General features: G+C 69.6%; 18 protein-coding genes and 1 pseudogene. 11 read left to right on the top strand and 8 right to left on the bottom strand.

Features of this window, described 5'->3' with window-relative positions:
* Nucleotides 1-27 precede the first annotated feature (27 nt).
* Both ACT3S3_RS04610 and ACT3S3_RS04605 read right to left on the bottom strand, forming a co-directional pair.
* Nucleotides 28-2357 (bottom strand): annotated as a pseudogene (locus ACT3S3_RS04610) (excinuclease ABC subunit UvrA).
* A gap of 48 nt (nucleotides 2358-2405) precedes the next feature.
* A complete protein-coding gene (locus tag ACT3S3_RS04605; protein ID WP_441578928.1) occupies nucleotides 2406-3458 on the bottom strand; it encodes an o-succinylbenzoate synthase in 1053 nt (350 codons plus the stop codon).
* Nucleotides 3459-3480: 22 nt separating this feature from the next.
* Here ACT3S3_RS04605 and ACT3S3_RS04600 point away from each other — a divergent pair, with 22 nt between their 5' ends.
* The 6 genes from ACT3S3_RS04600 to ACT3S3_RS04575 all read left to right on the top strand — a co-directional run bounded on the left by ACT3S3_RS04600 (nucleotide 3481) and on the right by ACT3S3_RS04575 (nucleotide 9231).
* Nucleotides 3481-4425: a 1,4-dihydroxy-2-naphthoyl-CoA synthase gene (locus ACT3S3_RS04600; protein ID WP_301442302.1), complete on the top strand. Its 945-nt coding sequence runs from the start codon at nucleotides 3481-3483 to the stop codon at nucleotides 4423-4425.
* A 362-nt stretch (nucleotides 4426-4787) separates the two neighbouring features.
* Nucleotides 4788-6206, top strand: a complete 1419-nt coding sequence (locus tag ACT3S3_RS04595) for an inorganic phosphate transporter (protein WP_301442303.1) — start codon at nucleotides 4788-4790, stop codon at nucleotides 6204-6206.
* 3 nt (nucleotides 6207-6209) lie between these two features.
* Nucleotides 6210-6497 carry a hypothetical protein gene (locus ACT3S3_RS04590; RefSeq protein WP_301442304.1) on the top strand — a complete coding sequence of 96 codons (288 nt, stop codon included), beginning with the start codon at nucleotides 6210-6212 and terminating at the stop codon, nucleotides 6495-6497.
* Between the two features lie 177 nt (nucleotides 6498-6674).
* Complete coding sequence (locus tag ACT3S3_RS04585) at nucleotides 6675-7046, top strand: hypothetical protein (protein ID WP_301442305.1); 372 nt, start codon at nucleotides 6675-6677, stop codon at nucleotides 7044-7046.
* A 31-nt stretch (nucleotides 7047-7077) separates the two neighbouring features.
* A complete protein-coding gene (locus ACT3S3_RS04580; protein WP_441578927.1) occupies nucleotides 7078-8301 on the top strand; it encodes an AMP-binding protein in 1224 nt (407 codons plus the stop codon).
* 48 nt (nucleotides 8302-8349) lie between these two features.
* Nucleotides 8350-9231, top strand: coding sequence for a 1,4-dihydroxy-2-naphthoate polyprenyltransferase (locus ACT3S3_RS04575; protein ID WP_441578926.1), 882 nt, complete (start codon nucleotides 8350-8352; stop codon nucleotides 9229-9231).
* 118 nt (nucleotides 9232-9349) lie between these two features.
* Here ACT3S3_RS04575 and ACT3S3_RS04570 read toward each other — a convergent pair whose 3' ends face one another.
* Nucleotides 9350-9751: a DUF4229 domain-containing protein gene (locus ACT3S3_RS04570; protein WP_441578925.1), complete on the bottom strand. Its 402-nt coding sequence runs from the start codon at nucleotides 9749-9751 to the stop codon at nucleotides 9350-9352.
* Between the two features lie 119 nt (nucleotides 9752-9870).
* Between ACT3S3_RS04570 and ACT3S3_RS04565 the strand changes: the two genes are divergently transcribed.
* Nucleotides 9871-10386, top strand: a complete 516-nt coding sequence (locus ACT3S3_RS04565) for a hypothetical protein (RefSeq protein ID WP_441578924.1) — start codon at nucleotides 9871-9873, stop codon at nucleotides 10384-10386.
* A 34-nt stretch (nucleotides 10387-10420) separates the two neighbouring features.
* Here the strand turns inward: ACT3S3_RS04565 and rfbA are convergent, their stop codons facing one another.
* Together rfbA and ACT3S3_RS04555 are read right to left on the bottom strand one after the other, a co-directional pair.
* The gene (gene rfbA / locus ACT3S3_RS04560) at nucleotides 10421-11296 is read right to left on the bottom strand and encodes a glucose-1-phosphate thymidylyltransferase RfbA (RefSeq protein WP_301442308.1); all 876 of its coding nucleotides are present in this window, start codon (nucleotides 11294-11296) and stop codon (nucleotides 10421-10423) included.
* Nucleotides 11296-11967, bottom strand: a complete 672-nt coding sequence (locus ACT3S3_RS04555) for a dTDP-4-dehydrorhamnose 3,5-epimerase family protein (protein WP_441578923.1) — start codon at nucleotides 11965-11967, stop codon at nucleotides 11296-11298. The genes rfbA and ACT3S3_RS04555 overlap by 1 nt, the downstream gene beginning before the upstream one ends.
* Nucleotides 11968-12083: 116 nt before the next feature.
* Between ACT3S3_RS04555 and ACT3S3_RS04550 the strand changes: the two genes are divergently transcribed.
* Nucleotides 12084-13223, top strand: coding sequence for a flavin reductase family protein (locus ACT3S3_RS04550; RefSeq protein WP_444626353.1), 1140 nt, complete (start codon nucleotides 12084-12086; stop codon nucleotides 13221-13223).
* A gap of 63 nt (nucleotides 13224-13286) precedes the next feature.
* Nucleotides 13287-14567: a fatty acid desaturase family protein gene (locus tag ACT3S3_RS04545; RefSeq protein WP_441578921.1), complete on the top strand. Its 1281-nt coding sequence runs from the start codon at nucleotides 13287-13289 to the stop codon at nucleotides 14565-14567.
* Nucleotides 14568-14603: 36 nt separating this feature from the next.
* Here the strand turns inward: ACT3S3_RS04545 and ACT3S3_RS04540 are convergent, their stop codons facing one another.
* Nucleotides 14604-15425 carry a hypothetical protein gene (locus tag ACT3S3_RS04540; RefSeq protein WP_444626351.1) on the bottom strand — a complete coding sequence of 274 codons (822 nt, stop codon included), beginning with the start codon at nucleotides 15423-15425 and terminating at the stop codon, nucleotides 14604-14606.
* Nucleotides 15426-15544: 119 nt separating this feature from the next.
* Between ACT3S3_RS04540 and acuR the strand changes: the two genes are divergently transcribed.
* Nucleotides 15545-16204 carry an acrylate utilization transcriptional regulator AcuR gene (acuR, locus tag ACT3S3_RS04535; RefSeq protein WP_301443981.1) on the top strand — a complete coding sequence of 220 codons (660 nt, stop codon included), beginning with the start codon at nucleotides 15545-15547 and terminating at the stop codon, nucleotides 16202-16204.
* Nucleotides 16205-16289: 85 nt separating this feature from the next.
* Nucleotides 16290-17279 (top strand): acrylyl-CoA reductase (NADPH), encoded by a 990-nt coding sequence (gene acuI, locus ACT3S3_RS04530; RefSeq protein WP_441578919.1) that lies wholly within the window; start codon nucleotides 16290-16292, stop codon nucleotides 17277-17279.
* Nucleotides 17280-17313: 34 nt separating this feature from the next.
* Here the strand turns inward: acuI and ACT3S3_RS04525 are convergent, their stop codons facing one another.
* Together ACT3S3_RS04525 and rfbB are read right to left on the bottom strand one after the other, a co-directional pair.
* The gene (locus ACT3S3_RS04525; protein WP_441578918.1) at nucleotides 17314-18015 is read right to left on the bottom strand and encodes a hypothetical protein; all 702 of its coding nucleotides are present in this window, start codon (nucleotides 18013-18015) and stop codon (nucleotides 17314-17316) included.
* A gap of 200 nt (nucleotides 18016-18215) precedes the next feature.
* A complete protein-coding gene (rfbB, locus tag ACT3S3_RS04520) occupies nucleotides 18216-19268 on the bottom strand; it encodes a dTDP-glucose 4,6-dehydratase (RefSeq protein ID WP_301443317.1) in 1053 nt (350 codons plus the stop codon).
* Between the last annotated feature and the right edge of the window lies 1 nt (nucleotide 19269).

Raw genomic sequence — 19269 nt, 5'->3', positions numbered from 1 at the left:
TCGACCTCGCCGCGACCACAGCCGGACCTACCTGCCCACCGCGCGGGCGAGGTGGCGTCCGGTGAGGGTCGTCGCATCCACCAGCTCCGCCGGCGTGCCGGTGAACACCACCTGCCCACCCTCGTGGCCAGCCCCGGGGCCGACGTCGATGATGTGGTCGGCCTGCGCCATCACCGCCATGTTGTGCTCGATGACGACGAGGCTGTAGCCGTCGTCGACCAGCGACTGCATCATCGTGACCAGCGTGCCGGTGTCCGCCAGGTGCAGGCCCGAGGTCGGCTCGTCGAGCACGATGACGTGTCTCCGTCCACACCCTTGAGCCCCTCACCGATCTTCGCCGCGAGCTTCAGACGCTGCCGCTCGCCGCCGGACAGGGTGTTCAACGGCTGACCGAGGCGCAGGTACCCCAGCCCCACCTGGGCCAGGCGCTCCAGCACCGCCACCACGTTGCGCGAACCCGCACTGGCCTTCACCTCCCCGGCGAAGAACTCGCGGGCGGCCCGCACCGTCATGTCCAGTACGTCGCTGATGGTGCGTCCGGCCAGGGTGAACTCCAGGACCTCCGGTCGGAAGCGGCGTCCCCCGCACTCCTCGCACGGGGTGGACACCCCCGCCATGATCGCCAGGTCGGTGTAGACCACGCCGAGGCCGTTGCACACCGGGCACGCGCCCTCGGAGTTCGGACTGAAGTGCGCCGGTGTCGCCCCGGCGGCCTTGTTCGCCCGGGCGAAGAGCTTGCGCACGTCGTCGAGCAGACCGGTGTAGGTCGCCGGGGTGGAGCGGCGCGAGCCGCGGATCCCGGACTGGTCCACCACCGTGACCCCGTCCCTGCCGGTCAGCCCGCCGTGCACCAGCGAGGACTTGCCCGACCCCGCCACGCCGGTGACCACGGTGAGCACGCCGAGGGGCACGTCGACCGAGACGTCCTTCAGGTTGTTGTCGTTGACGTGCTGCAGCGCGATCGTGCCGGTGGCCTCGCGCACGTGTCCGCGCAGGCTCACGCCGCGCTCCAGGGAGCGCGCGGTGACGGTGTCCGCCCCGCGCAGACCCTCGTAGGTGCCGGCGAACACGATCTCGCCGCCGGCGTCGCCGGAGCCCGGACCGACGTCGACCACGTGGTCGGCGGCGGCGATGACCTCGGGTTTGTGCTCGACGACGAGCACGGTGTTGCCCTTGTCGCGGATGCGGCGCAGCAGGTCGATCATCCGGTCGATGTCGTGCGGGTGCAGCCCGATGGTCGGCTCGTCGAAGACGTACGTGACGTCCGACAAGGACGACCCGAGGTGGCGGATCATCTTCACCCGCTGCGCCTCACCGCCGGACAGGGTGCCCGCCGGGCGGTCGAGGCTGAGGTAGCCCAGGCCCACGTCCACCAGGTTGTCGAGCATGCCGAGCAGGTTGGTGCGCACGGGTGCCACCGAGGGTTCGGCGTCCAGCGCCAGCACGAGCTCGCGGAGCTCTGTGACCTGCGTGGAGTTCCACTCGCCGATGGTGCATCCGGCGACGGTGGCCGTGCGCGACGCCTCCTTGAGGCGGGTGCCGTGGCAGTCCGGACACGGGCCGGTGGTGCTGATGCGCTCCACGAAGTTCACGATCTGCTTCTGCTTCGGCGGGGTGTCGCGGTCGATCCACAGGCGGCGGATGCGGGTGACCAGCCCGTCGTAGCTCAGGGTGGAGAATCCGCCGTTGGCGTCCTTGTCTTCCTTCGGGACCTTGATCTTCTGCGCCGGGGCGTACAGGAAGAACTCGCGCTGCTCCTCGGTGAAGTCGGCGACCGGGACGTCCGGGTCCAGGCGCGGGTTCTTCGCGTAGGACGACCAGTACCAGTCCCCCACGCCGAAGCCCGGCGCGTCGATCGCGCCCTCGTTCAGCGACTTCGACTCGTCGAGGAATGCCGACAGGTCCAGCGTGGCGCCCACGCCGGTGCCCTCACAAGTCGGGCACCAGCCCTCGGGCAGGTTGAAGGAGAAGTGGCCGGACGCGCCGACGTACGGCTGCGACAGGCGGCTGAACAGCAGCCGCACCAGGGAGGACGCGTCGGTGGCGGTGCCGACGGTGGAGCGTGAGTTCGCGCCCATGCGTTCCTGGTCGATGATGATCGCCGGCGAGAGGTTCTCCAGGACGTCCACGTCCGGTCGCGGCAGGCTGGGCATGAAGCCCTGGATGAACGCGCTGTAGGTCTCGTCGATCAGCCGGCGCGACTCCGCGGCGACGGTACCGAACACCAGCGAGGACTTACCGGACCCGGAGACGCCGGTGACCACGGTGAGCTTGCGCTTGGGCAGGTCGACGTCGATGTTCTTGAGGTTGTTCGCCCGGGCACCCCGGACGTGGATGGTGTCGTGGCTGTCGCTCATTGGCCCCTTTATAGCCGAAGGCGCGGGGTGGGCCGACCTCGCTACGGCTCACCCCAGGTGCCGGTAGGACGCCGCGAGGCGCTCGAACCACCAGTCGCGGCGCTCGGCGGAGGACGCCAGGGCGTCGAGCCGGTCGGCGTCGGGCGTCAGCGGTTCCACGGCGAGGCGTCCGTCCACGATCTGGCGCGGCGCGCAGATGTCCTCGGCGTACAGCGAGCCAGTGGCCAGGCCCGCGGCCTGCGGGACGACAGTCATCTCGTCGTCGTCGGTGTAGCCCGGCAGCGTCGCCGCCGCGAGGATGCCGGCGTACATGCCCACCCCGGACTCCAGGGCGGAGGACACGGTGACGGCCACGCCGAAGCATCCGACCTCCTCGGCGATCGCGCGGACCTGCGACACCCCGCCCAGCGGCGCGGCCTTGAGCACGGCCACGTCGCAGGCCCCGGCCTGCACCGCGGCCATCGAGTCGGTGGACTTGCGGATGAGTTCGTCGGCGGCGACGCGCACCATCATGCCGCGCGAGCCGAGGCGCTTGCGCAGTTCGGCGAGCTCGGCGACGGTGGCGCACGGCTGCTCCACGTAGTCCAGGGGCCCGCCGCCGCGCGAGGGGTCGGTCAGCGCGGTCGCGGCCTCGAAGGCCTCGTCCACGGTCCAGCCGGCGTTGGCGTCGACCCGCACGGCGATGCCGGGACGCGCCTCACGCACGGCGCGGACCCGCGCCAGGTCGTCCTCCAGCGTCTGTCCCTTCTCGGCGACCTTCACCTTCACGGTGGTGCACCCGGGGTAACGCTCCAGCAAGCGCGGCACGGCCTCCGGGTCGACCGAGACGTCCACCGCGGGGATCGTGGCGTTGACCTCCACTGACCCCGTGGTGGGCGCGGCCACCTCACCCCAGCCGAGCTCCACGGCGCTGCGCAGCCAGCGGGAGGCCTCCGGGGCCCCGTACTCCAGGAACGGCGACCACTCGACCCAGCCGGACGGTGCCTCGAGGAGCATCAGCTCGCGCTCGGTGACGCCGCGGAAGGGCACACGCAGCGGGCAGGTGACCACGCGGGCCCGGTCGCTGAGCTCGGAAAGGGACGGAAGGGCGTGAGGCAGCATGACCACACCCTACGATGGTCCCATGAGCGACAATCCTTTTGACCCTTCCCAGTGGCGCGAGGTCCCCGGCTTCGACTTCGACGACATCACCTACCACCGGCACGCCGGTGAAGGACGCGAGAACGGCATCGTGCGCATCGCCTTCGACCGTCCCGAGGTGCGCAACGCCTTCCGACCGCACACCGTCGACGAGCTCTACCGCGCGCTCGACCACGCACGGCGCTCCCCCGACGTGGGCACGATCCTGCTGACCGGCAACGGGCCGAGCCCGAAGGACGGTGGCTGGGCGTTCTGCTCCGGCGGCGACCAGCGCATCCGCGGCCGTTCCGGCTACCAGTACGCCACCGAGCACGACGGTGACGTCACCGAGGCCACCGCGGACAAGGTCGACGAGGCCCGCGTCAAGGCCGAGGGCGGACGCCTGCACATCCTCGAGGTGCAGCGGTTGATCCGCACGATGCCGAAGGTCGTCATCGCCGTGGTCAACGGCTGGGCCGCCGGCGGCGGACACAGCCTGCACGTGGTGTGCGACCTGACCATCGCCTCGCGCGAGCACGGCATGTTCAAGCAGACCGACGCCGACGTGGGATCCTTCGACGCCGGCTACGGCTCGGCCTACCTGGCCAAGCAGGTCGGTCAGAAGAACGCCCGCGAGATCTTCTTCCTGGGACGCTCCTACTCCGCCGAGCGCATGATGCAGATGGGCGCGGTCAACGAGGTCGCCGACCACATCGAGCTGGAGGACACCGCGGTGCAGTGGGCGCGCGAGATCAACGGCAAGTCCCCGACGGCGCAGCGCATGCTGAAGTTCGCCTTCAACCTGCCCGACGACGGACTCATGGGCCAGCAGGTCTTCGCCGGGGAGGCCACCCGCCTGGCGTACATGACCGACGAGGCCGTGGAAGGCCGCGACTCCTTCCTGAAGAAGCGGGCGCCGCGGTGGGACGAGTTCCCCTACTACTACTGACGGGGCGCCGGGCCCGCCGGGGGACGGCACAGCCCGGCACCGGTACCTGAGTGCCACATGTGAATCCGGGGAGCCGGAGGTCAGCGTCCTGCGAGAACAGGGGCGATGATGGGCGGGGTCAACGATCAGTCCAGCCCCGGATTCATTCCGCAGGTCACTCCGGTAGCACACTTTCCGATTTTCCCTTGAATTCACCCACTGTTTACCTGTTCCGTCATTCGCGGTGAATACGACCACTTCCACGACCTGCGGTTATGCCGCCTGTCCGACCCGCTTAAGTGAATACGATATACCCCCATTTAATACCCCCGTCGACGTCCGGGGAGTAGACGTTTGCGCCGATAAGCGGGATATTTCTAGGTGTGACTGAGCTTCTCATCCTCGTGCTCGTGATCGGGACCGCCCTGGCGTTCGACTTCACCAACGGTTTCCACGACACCGCCAACGCGATGGCCACCTCCATCGCCACCAAAGCCCTGAAGCCGAAGACGGCCGTCGCCCTCGCGGGCCTGCTGAACCTCGTCGGAGCGTTCCTCTCCGTGGAGGTCGCCAAGACCGTCGCCAACGGCATCGTGAACCTGGAGGACTTCGACCTCAGCGTCGTCGCGGAGGCCGACAAGCTTCTGCTCGTGGTCTTCGCCGGTCTCATCGGCGGCATCCTCTGGAACCTGTTCACCTGGCTCTTCGGGCTCCCCTCCAGCTCCTCCCACGCCCTGTTCGGCGGCCTGATCGGCGCGGCGATCGCCGCCCTCGGCGTCTCCGGCGTGGTGTGGGACGGCGTCCTGCAGAAGATCATCGTGCCGGCGCTGGCCGCCCCGGTGATCGCCGGGCTGGTCGCCGCCGTCGGCACCGCCGGGGTCTTCAAGCTCACCCGTCGCACCCGTGAAGGCGAGCGCGACAACCTCTTCCGCCTCGGCCAGATCGGCTCCGCCTCCCTGGTCGCCCTGGCGCACGGTACCTCCGACGCGCAGAAGACGATGGGCGTCATCTTCCTCGCCCTCGTCGCCAGCGGGAACCTGGACGCCGCCGCGGACATGCCCTTCTGGGTCACCGCGAGCTGTGCCATCGCCATCGCCGCGGGCACCTACGCCGGCGGCTGGCGCGTGATCCGCACCCTGGGCAAGGGCCTGGTGGAGATCACCTCCCCGCAGGGCATGGCCGCCGAGACCTCCTCGGCCGCGATCATCCTGACCTCCGCGCACATGGGTATGGCGCTGTCCACCACCCACGTGGCCACCGGCTCGATCCTGGGCTCCGGTGTCGGCAAGCCCGGTGCGAAGGTCCGCTGGAGCGTCGCCGGACGCATGGCCATCGCCTGGGTCACCACCCTGCCGCTCGCCGCCGCCGCGTCCTGGCTGGTGTGGTCGGCGTCCAACCTGGTCGCCGAGGCCACCTCGATGGCCGTCGGTTCGCTGTTCTCCTTCCTGATCCTGGCCATCGGTGTGGGCCTGATCGTGTACAAGGCGCGTAAGCAGCCGGTGCACGCCGACAACGTCAACGAGGACTGGGACGAGCACGGCCTGTCCCCCGAGGACGCCGCCACCGCCGCGGACGCTACCGCCGCCACCAACGCCGCCAGCGCCGCTGACGCTGCCGAGCCCGGGGCCCCCGCAGCCACCGACAACGACACCCTCGTCCACGCCCTGGCCGGCTCCGGCGCAAGCTCCGCCGACGCCGCCGCGGCCCCCACCGACGCTGCCGGGGACCCGGGGATCGGACGCGGCGACCCCGCCTCCGTGCTCGACACCTCCGCCGGACACCCGACCAGCCAGGAGAACTAGATCATGACCATCCTCGAGTCACTGCTCCAGGTCACCATCGCCGGACTCGTGCTGGGCGCCGGTCTGCCGATCCTCTTCGGCGTGGGAATCCGCCTCTGGGTGCCCGCCGCCGACGGCGCCGACAGCACCGTCACCCACAACACCGGGTGGCGCCGCTCCGCCGCCATGGTGATTTTCGCCCTCATCGCCCTGGCGATCCTGGTCGGACTGATGTGGGTCACCCAGGGCCGCATCTACTCCACCTTCGGCTGGGACGTCTTCGGGACGGCGACCACCGGCGGCGGGCACTGACGGCAGGCACTGCCACAGTCACATTCTGGACGGGCAACATCCCCTTCACGCAGGAGAAACAGAGATAATACTTGACGTCTCCCATTGTTTGCATCTACCATCTTGGGTAGATCGACGAACGTCGTCCTCTGTTCCCCCGCCACAACGGCGGTTACCTGCCTGAAGGAAGTGAATCCCGTGCCGTCCACGACATCCATCACCCGGCGACTGGTCAGCCTCTTCGACTGGTACCGCCGCCCCAGTTCCGGAGACCAGGCCTTCATCGACAACACCGTGCTCGGCGTCCTGCCCGGATCCTGCACCATGACGTTGCCGCGCACCGTGCGCCGCGAGGACACCGGCCCCAACACCCGCGTGTTCTCCCCGTCCGACCTGGGCGTGGGCACCGGTTCGACCGACGTCCTCGCCCTGCTCATTGACGAGGGACGCACCCCGGCAACCCCGCGCGAGGTACGCTACACCTTCCGCGCCCTGGAGGGCCGCCACCCGACCGACGCCGAGGCGTCCGCCGCCTGCTCCTACGTCGCCTCCTTCGGCCTGCTCGCCTGAGCGGGCACCACGGCGGCGTAGCGTTGGAGCAGTGAAGCTCGAAGCACTGCCCGTCGCCCTGAACACCGCCAGCGTCGCCGCCGCACTGCCTGTCCTGCAGGACGTGCTCGCCGGACGCCGCGCCGTCCTCCCCGTCCCGCCCGACGCCCGCGCGGCGACGGACCTGCAGGACGCCATGCGCGTCACGGACGTCACGCTCGACGAGGCCCCGGGCACGCTGATCGCCTGCACCTCCGGCTCGACCGGACTGCCGAAAGGCGCGCGCCTGCGCGCGGCCAACCTCCTGGCCTCCGCCGACGCCACGGCGTCCTACCTGCGTGCACGCTTCGGCACCGCACCCGGACCCTGGCTCCTGGCCCTGCCGCCGCACCACATCGCCGGTCTCCAGGTGATCCTGCGCAGCCAGCACGCCGGCCACTCCCCCACCGTGATGGACGACGACGGGCGGTTCACCGCGGCCGGCTTCGTGCGCGCCACCGCCGACCTGCGCGACCGCCATCCCGGGGAGAACCTGCACACATCCCTGGTGCCGACGCAGCTGCACCGTCTGCTCGACGGCACCGACGACACCGACGGCACCGACACTTCCCGCGCTCTCGCCGCGCTGCGCGAGTACGCCGCGATCCTCGTCGGAGGGGCGGCGACCTCGCCGGAGCTCGTGGCACGGTGCAGGCAGGAAGGCGTGCCGATCGTGCTGACCTACGGCTCCTCAGAGACCGCCGGCGGCGTGGTCTACGACGGTGAACCGATCCCCGGCACCGTCGCCACCATCGAGGAGGCCTCCGGGCGCATCCTGCTGAGCGGGCCGACCGTCGCCGACGGCTACCGCAACGTCGACGGTGCGGCGGAGCAGGACGCCTTCCCCGCCACCGGCACTTTCCGCACCAGTGACCTCGGCGCGGTGGAGGACGGGGTGCTCACCGTGCGCGGACGCGCCGACGGGGCACTCAACAGCGGCGGACTGAAGATCCTCCCCGAAGAGGTCGAGGCCGTGCTCTCCGCCATCGGGTACCGCTCGTGCGTGGTCGGCCTGGCTGACGACGACCTCGGCGAGGCCGTCGTCGCACTCGTGGAGTCCGAGGCCACCGCGGCCGAACTCACCGACGAGGTACGCGCCGCGCTGAAGGCGTCCGGCACCGCGGGCCACCTCATCCCCCGTCGCGTCCTCACCACGTCCGCCCTGCCGGCCACCGGACCAGGCAAGGTCGACCGGCGGGCCGTGCACGCGCAGATGCGGACTAGGCTGAGGAGCTGAGAGACACCGGGAGCAACCGGTGACGCACGCGCCCGTCAGGAGATCGACTTGTCCCACAACACCGCCACCGCCGGCGACTGGCTGACCGGAGCCCGCCCGCACACCTGGGCCAACGCCGTCGCCCCCGTGCTCGCCGGCACCGCCGCCGCCGTGTACGACGGACAGGCCTCCTGGATCCGCGCGGTACTCGCCAGCGTGGTCGCCATGGCACTGATCATCGGTGTGAACTACGCCAACGACTACTCCGACGGTATCCGCGGCACCGACGACGACCGCACCGGCCCACTGCGGCTCACCGGGTCAGGCCTGGTGCCGCCGGAGCGGGTGAAGTACGCCGCCTTCCTCAGCTTCGCCGTGGCCGGGGTCGCCGGTATCGTCCTGTCGCTGATGTCGGCCTGGTGGCTGATCCTCATCGGCGCACTGTGCATCCTCGGCGCCTGGTTCTACACCGGCGGCAAGAACCCCTACGGCTACCGGGGGCTGGGCGAGGTCGCCGTGTTCGTATTCTTCGGCCTGGTGGCGGTGACCGGCACGGAGTTCACCCAGTCCGGCACGGTCAGCTGGGTGGGACTGCTGCTGGCGGTCGGCGTCGGCAGCCTGTCGGCCTCGGTGAACCTGGTCAACAACCTGCGTGACATCCCCACCGACAGGGAGGCCGGCAAGACGACGCTGGCGGTGATCCTCGGCGACCGTGCGACCCGGGTGCTCTACGTGGTGCTCGTCGCGGTGTCGGTGGTGGTGACCGTGGCGGTGTCCGCCGCAGGCATCGCCGCCCTCATCGCGCTCGTCGCCGTGCCGTTGCTGTTCGTCGCCGCCCTACCGGTGGTCAAGGGTGCACAGGGCAAGGACCTGATCCCGGTGCTGGGGCTGACCGGCCGCGGGATGCTCGTGTGGTCGGCGGCGATGTTCATCGCGATGCTGCTGAGCTGACGCCCCGGGCGGGTCCGGGACCGTTCCTGGGCGGGCCCCAGAGACAGCAATCCCGGAGGTTGGTCGTACCCAACCTCCGGGGTTGCTGTCTGCCCGGGCCTTTCACGGCGCGGCACGCTCAGTCGAGGCGCTCCTCGAGCTGGGCACGCATCTGCTCCTTGTGGGCCCGACGACCCGCGTCGCGCACCGCGATCTGCTCGTTCACACGCAGCCGCAGCTTGCGGAACAGGAACATCGACAGCGGCAGGGCCACGATCAGGGCCAGCAGCGCGCTCATCAGCAGCGGGAACGACTGCCCCATCCCCATCAGGATCGCCACCGACTGGATGACCACCGTCAGCACCACGAACACCAGCACCCGGGCCAGGCCGTACAGGGCGATGTCGCGCCAGGCGCCGGCGGGCAGCTTGCCGGGGTTCAGGTCGGCGTCGGCGGTACCGGAGGCACCGGTGTTCTCGGCGCTGTCGGCGTCGACCGTGTCGTCGGTGTCCCTGGTGTCCCTGATATCCCTGTCTTCCACGTCCCCCACCTTACGACCCCGTGCAGCACGCCCCCAAAACCCTGCGGACCCCGCACCGCCGGACCGGGATGAATGTGATTCACACCCGCCGATCGACTCTGTGTCCCCAGGTGGTTAGCATGGAGGGACGTGTCGGTCCGGCGACCGACCACCCCTACGCCGACAGGAGGTCGACAACAATGGGACGTGTAATACTCGTGGTGCTCGTGATCGTCACGGTCATCGTGCTGTGGAAGGCATTCGGTCCGAAGACCTGGAACAACGCAGCCGGGGGATCGCAGAAGAGCCAGTTCCCGCCGCTGGGAATCCAGAAGAACCGGGGCGGCAAGGGTTCCGGAGGCGCGGGCGCGAAGGGCCCGGACGACGACCCCGACTTCCTCTGGAACATCAAGAAGGAACGCTTCAAGGCCCAGCGTGAGGCGGAGAAGCGTGAGCAGGAGGCGGTGGAACGCGCCCGGCGCGGGGAGCACTGGGACGCCGGCGAGACCGGGAAGGCTCCGGAGAAGCAGACGGAGAACCCGCCCGCCCAGGACCCCTCCACGGAGAAGCCCGAGAACAAGCCAGAGAACAAACCCGAGCACAAGCCCGGCTCCAACGGCTCCCAGGAGAAGAAGGACGGCGAGGCTGGCGCCTAATTGGGCCTGACCAGCCCGCACCTGCCAGCCCCCGTCAGTTCTCCTTGCCCCGCTTCAGCAGCGTGAACAGGTACGAGGCGTACGCCGAGGCCCCGTGGGCCCCCGCGCGCTCGGCGAGGTCGTCGTCGCTGAGGTACCCCATCCGCCAGGCGACCTCCTCCGGGCACCCGATCTTCAAGCCCTGACGTTCCTCGATGGTGCGCACGAAGTCCCCGGCGGCCATGAGGTTGTCCACGGTGCCGGTGTCCAGCCAGGCGGTCCCCCGCGGCAGGATCTCCACCTGCAGGTCGCCGCGCTCCAGGTACGCACGGTTGAGGTCGGTGATCTCCAGCTCGCCTCGGGCGGACGGCTCCAGCGACCGGGCCACGTCCACCACGTCCGGGGCGTAGAAGTACAGCCCCGGCACCGCGAAGTTCGACCGTGGGTCGGTCGGCTTCTCCTCCAGGGACGTCGCCGTACCGTCGGCGTCGAAGTCCACCACACCGTAGGCGGTCGGGTCGGCGACCCAGTAGGCGAAGATCGCCCCGCCGGCCACGTCGTGGAAGCGGCGCAGCTGGGATCCCAGGCCCGCGCCGTAGAAGATGTTGTCGCCGAGCACCAGGGCGACCGGTTCATCGCCGATGAAGTCGGCGCCGAGGATGAACGCCTCGGCCAGCCCGTTCGGGGCGTCCTGCACGGCGTAGGTGATCTCCACGCCGAACTGGGATCCGTCGCCGAGCAGGCGGCGGAACTGGTCGTTGTCCTCCGGGGTGGTGATCACCAAGATCTCCCGGACGCCGGCGAGCATCAGGGTGCTCAGCGGGTAGTAGATCATCGGCTTGTCGTACACCGGGACGAGCTGCTTGGAGACCCCCAGGGTGATGGGACGCAGCCGGGACCCGGTGCCGCCGGCGAGGATGATGCCGCGCATCACTCGCCCTCCCAGTTCTCCGCGTCCTGCTGGGCCTGCTCCCACGCCAGACGCAGCTCCTTCTCCCAGCCGCGGCACTCGTTCCAGGACGGCAGGACGACCCCGTCAACGCCGCCGCGTTCCACGTCGGCGACCGTCGGGGCCTCACGGTCCTTGTCGGACAGGACGATCTCCTGCACGCCGAGGGACGCCCAGTCGATGCCGATCCCGGCGTCCAGCGGGCTGACCGCGTGCTCGGCGCCCGGGTCGTAGCCCTCGGAGACCAGGTAGCTCATGGTGGCCTGGCCGGCACCGGCGGGCACGCCGAAGGCGTGGCCCACGCCGATCGGCACGTAGACCCCGCGTCGGTTCTCCGCGGAGAGTTCCACGGCCACGTGCTGCAGGAACGTCGGCGATCCGCGGCGCAGGTCCACGAGCACGTCGACGACGCGTCCTGCCACGCAGGTCACGTACTTGGCCTGTCCGGGGGGCACGTCGGCGAAGTGCACGCCGCGCACCACGCCCTCCCGCGACGTCGAGAGGTTTGCCTGGGGGATGTCGAAGGGGTGGCCGAGCTTGTCGGCGACGACGTCGGCGCGGAACCACTCGTGGAAGGTTCCGCGGTCGTCGCCGAAGATGCGGGGTTCGGCGACCCAGGCACCGGGGATCTCGAGGTCGGAGATGTCAGTCATGCCCACCACTGTAACGGCCCCCGCCGGCGGCGCCGCGTCGCCGACAGGGGTACACCAGGATATTCACATCTCCTTTATCTTGGAACATATATCTTTCTGTCTGTAATATCGCTGTGATGAACAAAGCGCGACTCGGGAAGGTCGTGGCCCGCGCCACGAAACCGCTCACGCCTGCCCTCCGCAAACTGACGACCCCGCTGACCCCCACCGACTACGCCGGTCTCTTCGACCCGCTGCGTGGCCGGGAGATCCGCGGACGGATCCTCGGGGTGACCCGCCACGGCGGCTACACCACCCTGACCATCTCCCCGGGCCCGGGCATGGGCGGCGCCTTCCACGCCGGGCAGTTCATCGGCCTCGGCCTCCAGATCGACGGACGGTGGCGGTGGCGCTGCTACTCGCTGACCAATGCACCGGTGCGTTCCGGGCACGGGCGCGGCCGCACCCTGACCGTCAGCGTGAAGCCGGTGCCCGGCGGCATGGTCTCCGTCCACCTCGCCGAGCACGCCGACGTGGGCCAGATCATCCGCCTGTCCGCCCCCGGCGGCGACTTCCACCTCCCGTCGCCGCTGCCGGAGCGGTTGCTCTTCGTCACCGCCGGCGCCGGCATCACCCCGGTGATGTCGATGCTGCGCTGGCTGCGCGAGGAGTGCACGCCGCAGACCTGGCCGGACGTCGTGCACGTGCACAGCGAACGCGGTGCGCGTCCGCCGTCGCCCTTCGCCGACGAGCTCGAGGCGCTGGACGCCCTGGACGCCCTGGACGCCGACGAGGCGTCCTACCGTCTCATCGGCTGGGACTCCTCGCGGCGTGGCCGCCTGAGTGCGCAGGACGTCACGACGGCCGTGCCCGACTGGGCGGCGCGCGAGACCTTCGCCTGCGGTCCCGGCCCGCTGCTGGAGTCCCTCACCGAGGCGATGCCCGGCACCCGCACCGAGACCTTCCACGCCCAGGGCGCCGCCTCCGGCAGCGCCGGCACCGGACCGGACGCCGCCGACCTCGGCGGCACCATCGAGTTCGGTGACTCCGGCGTGACCACCGAGTCCACCGGTTCCACGACGATCCTCGACGCCGCGGAGAACTGCGGGGTCAACCTCGTCCACGGCTGCCGGATGGGCATCTGCCGCACCTGCGTCGCCCCGATCACCGACGGCACCGCCGTGGACCTGCGCGACGGCGCCACCTACGGCCCAGGCGAACAGGTGCGCACCTGCTGCAGCGTCCCCTCCGGATACCTCCACATCGCCAGCAGCTGACCGGCACAACCCCGCCCGAACCCCCTGCACGACCCCTTGCCGACCCACCCCTGAGGAGCACCCATGGCAGTCCAGGACATCACCGCCTACGCCCACCTGTCCGACGACGACGTCCGCGACATCGGCCGCCGCCTCGCCGCGATCGAGAAAGCCCACCGCGATTCCCTGGGCACCAAGGACTCCGACTACATCAAGAGCCTCATCCGCGCCCAGCGCGCCCTCGACCTGATCGCACGCATCGCCACGTCCACCTCCTCCAACGTGGCCGTGCCCGCCGGGCTGATGCTGGGGCTGGCGAAGATCCTCGAGAACCTCGAGATCGGCCACAACGTGATGCACGGCCAGTGGGACTGGATGAACGATCCGGAGATCCACTCCTCCACCTGGGAGTGGGACAACACCGGCCCCTCCTCCGGCTGGAAGCACTCCCACAACGTGGTGCACCACACCTACACCAACATCATCGGCATGGACAACGACGTGGGATACGGCATCCTGCGCGTGACCCGCGACCGCAAGTGGACCCCGCAGGCACTGTTCCAGCCGCTGATCAACGTCGTGCTCGCCAGCCTCTTCGAGGTGGCCGTGGGCTTCTACGACGTGGAACTGGGCCGCTACTTCACCGGACGCCAGAGCTGGGAGGAGACCAAGCCCCGGCTGATCGCCGCGGTCGCCAAGACCGGACGCCAGTTCGGCAAGGACTACGTCGGATTCCCCGCCATCGCCGCGGCCACCGGCTTCCTGTTCCCCGGGTCGAAGGACGGGGTGAAGCTGTCGCGCGCCGCCGGGGCGAAACGCCGCGCGGCGGCGGCGCTGAAGACCGCCGTCATGGCCAACCTCACCCGCAACGTGTGGGCGTACGCCGTGATCTTCTGCGGCCACTTCCCCGACGACGTGGAGACCTTCACCCGCCGCACCCTCGCCGAGGAGACACAGGACGAGTGGTACCTGCGTCAGATGCTCGGCTCCGCGAACTTCCGTGGCGGCCCGGTGCTCTCGGTGCTGTCCGGGAACCTGAACTACCAGATCGAGCACCACCTCTTCCCCGACATGCCGTCCAACCACCTCGCCGAGATCAGCAAGGAGGTGGAGACCATCGCCAACGAGTACGGGCTGCCCTACAACACCGACAGCTTCCCCAAGCAGCTCCTGCAGGTGCAGCGCACGCTGATGAAGCTCTCCCTGCCGAACTCCATGCTGCGTGCGGACGCCTCCAACGCCCCGGAGGTCCGGTCGGACGCCGCATTCAGCTCCAACCCGGACATCGCCGAGCAGACCGGACACAAGGAACTGAGCAAGGGCCTCAAACTGCTGAAGAAGGCCCGCCCGAAGTTCCTGGCGTAGGTCGCCCTCCCGGACCGTCACGGACGGTCCCGGTGGTCAGCTCCAGCGGATCGGCTCGGTGCCGTCGAGGTCCTCGACGTCGGTGACCGCAGAGCTCCCGGTGGTCTCGGTGTTCTCGGTATTCGCAGTGTTCTCGTTGCCGCCGACGGTCTCCGCGGTCTCGCCGAGGTCGTAGGCGAACGCCATCCCGGTCGGGTTGATGCCGCGGGTGCGCTCCTTGTCGACGTAGCTCAGGCCGAACCCCGAGTAGGTGGTGCCGACCTCGACGTCGTTCATGTCGCCGGGCAGCATATCCTCCTCGTCGACACCGCACACCGACGGCTCAGCGCGTTCGACGAGGTTGGCCGCGGTCCCCGCGTCATCGGAGGGGTACGGCACCGGGGCGACGAGGTCGGCGCCCTCCCCTGCCCCGAGGAACTCCACCTCGTAGGGCAGGCACAGGAAATGGTCGACGTCGTCTGCCCCGTCGCCCACCGCGACCTCGTCGGCGTCCAGCACACTGGACCTCAGCGCGGTGACCTTCCAGAACTGCAGCGGTGCGTCCGACGCGACGTCCGTCTCACCACCACCGTCGCCAGCGGCCTGGCGGGTGACCACGTAGGCCGGCTCGTCGAGATCGAGCTCCGTGCCCGGCTCCGTCGGACGGAAGCCCTTCGGTGCGTCCCCGAGATCCAGGCCCGCTATGAGTTCGCTCTCGTCGGTGTCCTCCTCGACGACGTCGGAGGTCGCCGCCTCGTCGCTGTCGCCGCCGTCCTCACCGATGGAGCATCCGGTGACGGCAAGAACAGGGACGGTGAGCGCGGTGACCAGCACTCTTTTCCAGGTCGACGGCACCATCGGTGGCAGCGAAACAGTCATACTCCCGAGGATAGTGCAGGGGGTACCCACCGAGACGGCGGCGTCGCCTAGCCTGAGGTGACCCCCTCGTAGCCCCTGCGACCTCGACCCACCTCTCATCCGACGGAGCACGCACCCCCATGACCGAGACCCCGCCTACCAGCACCCGACCCCGGAAACGTGGCCGTCCGCGGAAGTCGGAGAGCGCACGTCAGGACACCCGCGAGCTCCTGTGCCGTACAGGTGTCGCCGCCCTGACCGAGAAAGGCTACTGCGCGACCGGCATCGAGGAGATCCTCACCTCCGCCGGGGTACCGAAGGGTTCCTTCTACGCCTACTTCGACAGCAAGGAAGCCTTCGGGGCGGCGGTCATCGTCGAATACGACCGCTACTTCACCCGCAAGCTCGACCGCCACCTGGGTGACGGGTCCGTCCCCGCCCTCGACCGCATCGACGCCTTCTGCGCGGATGCCGAGGCAGGCATGCAACGCCACTCCTACCGGCGCGGCTGCGTGATCGGCAACCTCGGCCAGGAGATGAACGCACTTCCCGAGGCCTACCGCGCGCAGATCGTCGATGTCCTCGCCGGATGGCAGGCCCGGGTCGCCGCATGTCTGACGTCCGCCAAGGACAACGGTGAGATCCCCGACGGGGTCGACTGCCGTCAGGCGGCGGAGGCCTTCTGGATCGGCTGGGAGGGCGCGGTACTGCACGCCAAGCTCCACCGTAGTGCGGAGCCGTTGAGGATCTTCCGGCGCTTCTACCTCGCTGGCCTGCGCGTACCGCCGGAGGATGCATAGGTTTCGCACCAACCGTCGAATTTCATAGACGATCGGTCTAATATTGGCGGGCGAACCCTTCCCCGCCCAGCAAGGAGCACCCGCCATGTTCACAGGTGTACTGATCGAGAACGACGACGCCGGCTACCGCGCACGACTGGCCGAACTCGACGAACAGCAGTTGCCCGACGGCGACGTCACGGTCCGCGTGAGCCACTCGGGCATGAACTACAAGGACGCCCTGGCGATCACCGGAAACGGCAAGATCGTGCGCGACTTCCCGATGGTGCCCGGCATCGACTTCGTCGGCCAGGTCGAGCACACTGACGGCGGTGCCGACTACGCGGAGGGCGACTGGGTCGTCCTCAACGGTTGGGGCGTCGGGGAACGCCGGTGGGGCGGACTGGCCCAGAAGGCCCGGGTCAACGGCGACTGGCTCGTGCCCCTCCCCGACAACTTCACTCCCGCCCAGGCCATGTCCATCGGCACCGCCGGCTACACCGCCATGCTGTGCGTGATGGCCCTGGAGCGCCACGGTGTCACGCCCGACCAGGGCGAGATCGCCGTGACCGGGGCCTCCGGCGGTGTCGGCAGCGTCGCTGTCGCCGTGTTGGCGAAGTTGGGGTACACCGTGGTGGCGATCACCGGCCGACCCGACGAGAACCGGTACCTTAAGGACCTCGGCGCATCGGAGATCCTCGACCGGTCGGACTTCTCCGGGGCCGGAAAGCCGCTGCAGAAGGCACGCTGGGCCGGCGCCGTCGACGTGGCCGGGAGCCACACCTTGGCGAACGTGCTGGCGGGGACGAAGTACCGCGGCGTCGTCACCGCCTGCGGCCTGGCCGCGGGCATGGACCTGCCCGCATCGGTGGCACCGTTCATCCTGCGCGGCGTGACCTTGGCCGGCATCGACAGCGTGATGTGCCCGATCGAGGACCGGCTGGAGGCCTGGCGCCGGTTGGGCGAGGACCTGGACCCGGAGAAGCTGGCGATGATCACCGAGGACGTCGGCCTGGACGAGGCCGTCCCCGCCGCCGAGCGGCTCCTGGAGGGCAAGGTGCGCGGACGCGTGGTCGTGGACGTCGACAAGTTCTGACGGCCCGGCGGCACCGCGGGAGGACGGCGCCGCCTCAGCGCCAGACGACGCGCCTGCCGTGCAGGGGGTCCAGGTCGGAGCCCTCGGCCTGGAACAGGAAGCGCACGCCGACAGGCTTGCGCGCGGCGCCGGAACCGTCCTTGCGCACGCAACCCAGCACCGCACCACGGTACGTCCTACCCTCGACCAGCTCGTCGAGGACGCCGGGGACCATGCCGGACGGTTCGACACCGCAGTGCAGCTCCGCCGAGTAGAGCAGCGGCTCCACAGCGTTGCCGTCGGCGTCGGTGGCGATCAGCACCGGAACGGCGACGGCGGGCTGGACGACCGGGTTGCCGTCTCCTCCGTCACCGAGGAAGGTGATCTCGTAGGGGGTCAGGATGTAGTGGTCGACCTCCTCCGGCGCGGGGTTCACCCCGACGGCGAAACTGCGGCCGAGGTCGAGGTCCTCCGGCGGGACGGTGCGGGAGCAGCCGGTGGCGATCTCCCAGTAGAGCGTGGGGCCGTGGGGCAGCCGGGTGAGCACCTCGGCGGTCTGACCGTGGGTCAGCGTGGAGTCCGGCAGGGTGAGTTCGAAGTCGGCCGGCGGGCCCGGCAGGACGACCGCCTCGTCGCCGACCTGGTAGCCGTCGCAGGGCTTGGCGCAGGCCAGACGGGGCACCGTAGCGCCGGTGTTGAGCATCGTGCGCCAGGTACGGCGGGCGGAGGGGACGGTGACGACTCGTGACGTGGTCATGCTGGTGGTCCTTTCCCCGGTGTGGCGCCGGGTGGGGGCATGTGGAGGCTTACATCGGTCAACCTACCCTTATTTGTTTTCACGAAAGGACACTCTGGAGCAATTGCTCCGGAACAATCCCCCACCACAAGAGTGTCCCAGCTCACAGCACACTTCCGATCCCCCCGGACGCCACCCCCGTACCGCCGACTGTCGGCAGATCAGTCGAGGATCTCCTCGGCCTCCCGGTAGGTGACCTCGGCGTCCTTGCGGCTGACCTCCCACCACGACCGGTTGTCCCGGTACCACTGCACGGTGGCCGCCAGTCCCGCCGAGAAGTCGGTGTAGCGAGGCTCCCAGCCCAGTGACCTCATCGACGAGGGGTCGATCGCGTAGCGGCGGTCGTGCCCGGGACGGTCGGTCACGTGGACCACGTCCCCGGCGTCCCGCCCGAAGAGTTCGAGCAACGCCTCGACACACTGCCGGTTCGAGCGTTCCCCGTCCGCACCGATCAGGTAGGTCTCCCCCGACACCCCACGGTCCAGGATCGCCCACACCGCATGGTTGTGGTCGTCGACGTGGATCCAGTCGCGCACGTTGTCGCCGGCGCCGTACAGGCGCGGGGTCTCCCCCTCGATCAGCCCGGTGATCTGCCTCGGCAGGAACTTCTCCGGGTGCTGGCGCGGACCGTAGTTGTTCGAGCAGTTCGAGATCGTCGCGCTCAGGCCGTGACTGCGCACGAAGGCGCGGACCAGGTGGTCGGCGGACGCCTTGGACGCCGAGTATACCGACGACGGTGCGTACGGGGTGTCCACGGTGAAGCGGTCGTCGCCGTCCAACGGCAGGTCGCCGAACACCTCGTCGGTGGAGATGTGGTGCAGGTGCACACCGTGGCGCACGCACGACTCGGCGAGCACACCGGTGCCCTCGGTGTTGGTGCGCACGAAACGCAGCGGGTCCCGCAGGGCGTTGTCGTTGTGGCTCTCCGCGGCGAAGTGCACCACCGCGGCCCCGCCCGCCTCCTGACCGGGAATGGCCAGTCCGGCGACCAGCTCGTCGACCAGGGCGGCGTCGCACACGTCACCCTCGACGAGGCGCACACCGTCCAGGCCGGCGAGGTTGGCCGGTTTCGCCGCGTAGGTCATCGAGTCCAGGACGGTGACCTGCACGTCCGGCCGGGTGAGGCGGGTGAGCCGGACGAAGTTGGAGCCGATGAAACCGGCACCGCCGGTCACCAGCAGTCTGGTGATCCGGCGGTCGGGGGTTCGCGTCATG

Origin of the sequence: Corynebacterium sp. AOP40-4SA-5 (genome assembly GCF_052377355.1) — a bacterium.
Taxonomy (GTDB): Bacteria; Actinomycetota; Actinomycetes; order Mycobacteriales; family Mycobacteriaceae; genus Corynebacterium.
This window is presented reverse-complemented; position numbering and strand designations above follow the sequence as displayed.

Excerpts from the sequence above, each read along its gene's own strand:
- ACT3S3_RS04605 (WP_441578928.1), bottom strand. The coding sequence starts at position 3,458 with ATGCTGCCTCACGCCCTTCCGTCCCTTTCCGAGCTCAGCGACCGGGCC.
- ACT3S3_RS04525 (WP_441578918.1), bottom strand. The coding sequence starts at position 18,015 with ATGACCACGTCACGAGTCGTCACCGTCCCCTCCGCCCGCCGTACCTGG.
- rfbB (WP_301443317.1), bottom strand. The coding sequence starts at position 19,268 with ATGACGCGAACCCCCGACCGCCGGATCACCAGACTGCTGGTGACCGGC.
- ACT3S3_RS04555 (WP_441578923.1), bottom strand. The coding sequence starts at position 11,967 with ATGACTGACATCTCCGACCTCGAGATCCCCGGTGCCTGGGTCGCCGAA.
- ACT3S3_RS04590 (WP_301442304.1), top strand. The coding sequence starts at position 6,210 with ATGACCATCCTCGAGTCACTGCTCCAGGTCACCATCGCCGGACTCGTG.
- acuR (WP_301443981.1), top strand. The coding sequence starts at position 15,545 with ATGACCGAGACCCCGCCTACCAGCACCCGACCCCGGAAACGTGGCCGT.
- ACT3S3_RS04550 (WP_444626353.1), top strand. The coding sequence starts at position 12,084 with ATGAACAAAGCGCGACTCGGGAAGGTCGTGGCCCGCGCCACGAAACCG.
- rfbA (WP_301442308.1), bottom strand. The coding sequence starts at position 11,296 with ATGCGCGGCATCATCCTCGCCGGCGGCACCGGGTCCCGGCTGCGTCCC.
- ACT3S3_RS04545 (WP_441578921.1), top strand. The coding sequence starts at position 13,287 with ATGGCAGTCCAGGACATCACCGCCTACGCCCACCTGTCCGACGACGAC.
- ACT3S3_RS04600 (WP_301442302.1), top strand. The coding sequence starts at position 3,481 with ATGAGCGACAATCCTTTTGACCCTTCCCAGTGGCGCGAGGTCCCCGGC.
- ACT3S3_RS04565 (WP_441578924.1), top strand. The coding sequence starts at position 9,871 with ATGGAGGGACGTGTCGGTCCGGCGACCGACCACCCCTACGCCGACAGG.
- ACT3S3_RS04540 (WP_444626351.1), bottom strand. The coding sequence starts at position 15,425 with ATGACTGTTTCGCTGCCACCGATGGTGCCGTCGACCTGGAAAAGAGTG.
- acuI (WP_441578919.1), top strand. The coding sequence starts at position 16,290 with ATGTTCACAGGTGTACTGATCGAGAACGACGACGCCGGCTACCGCGCA.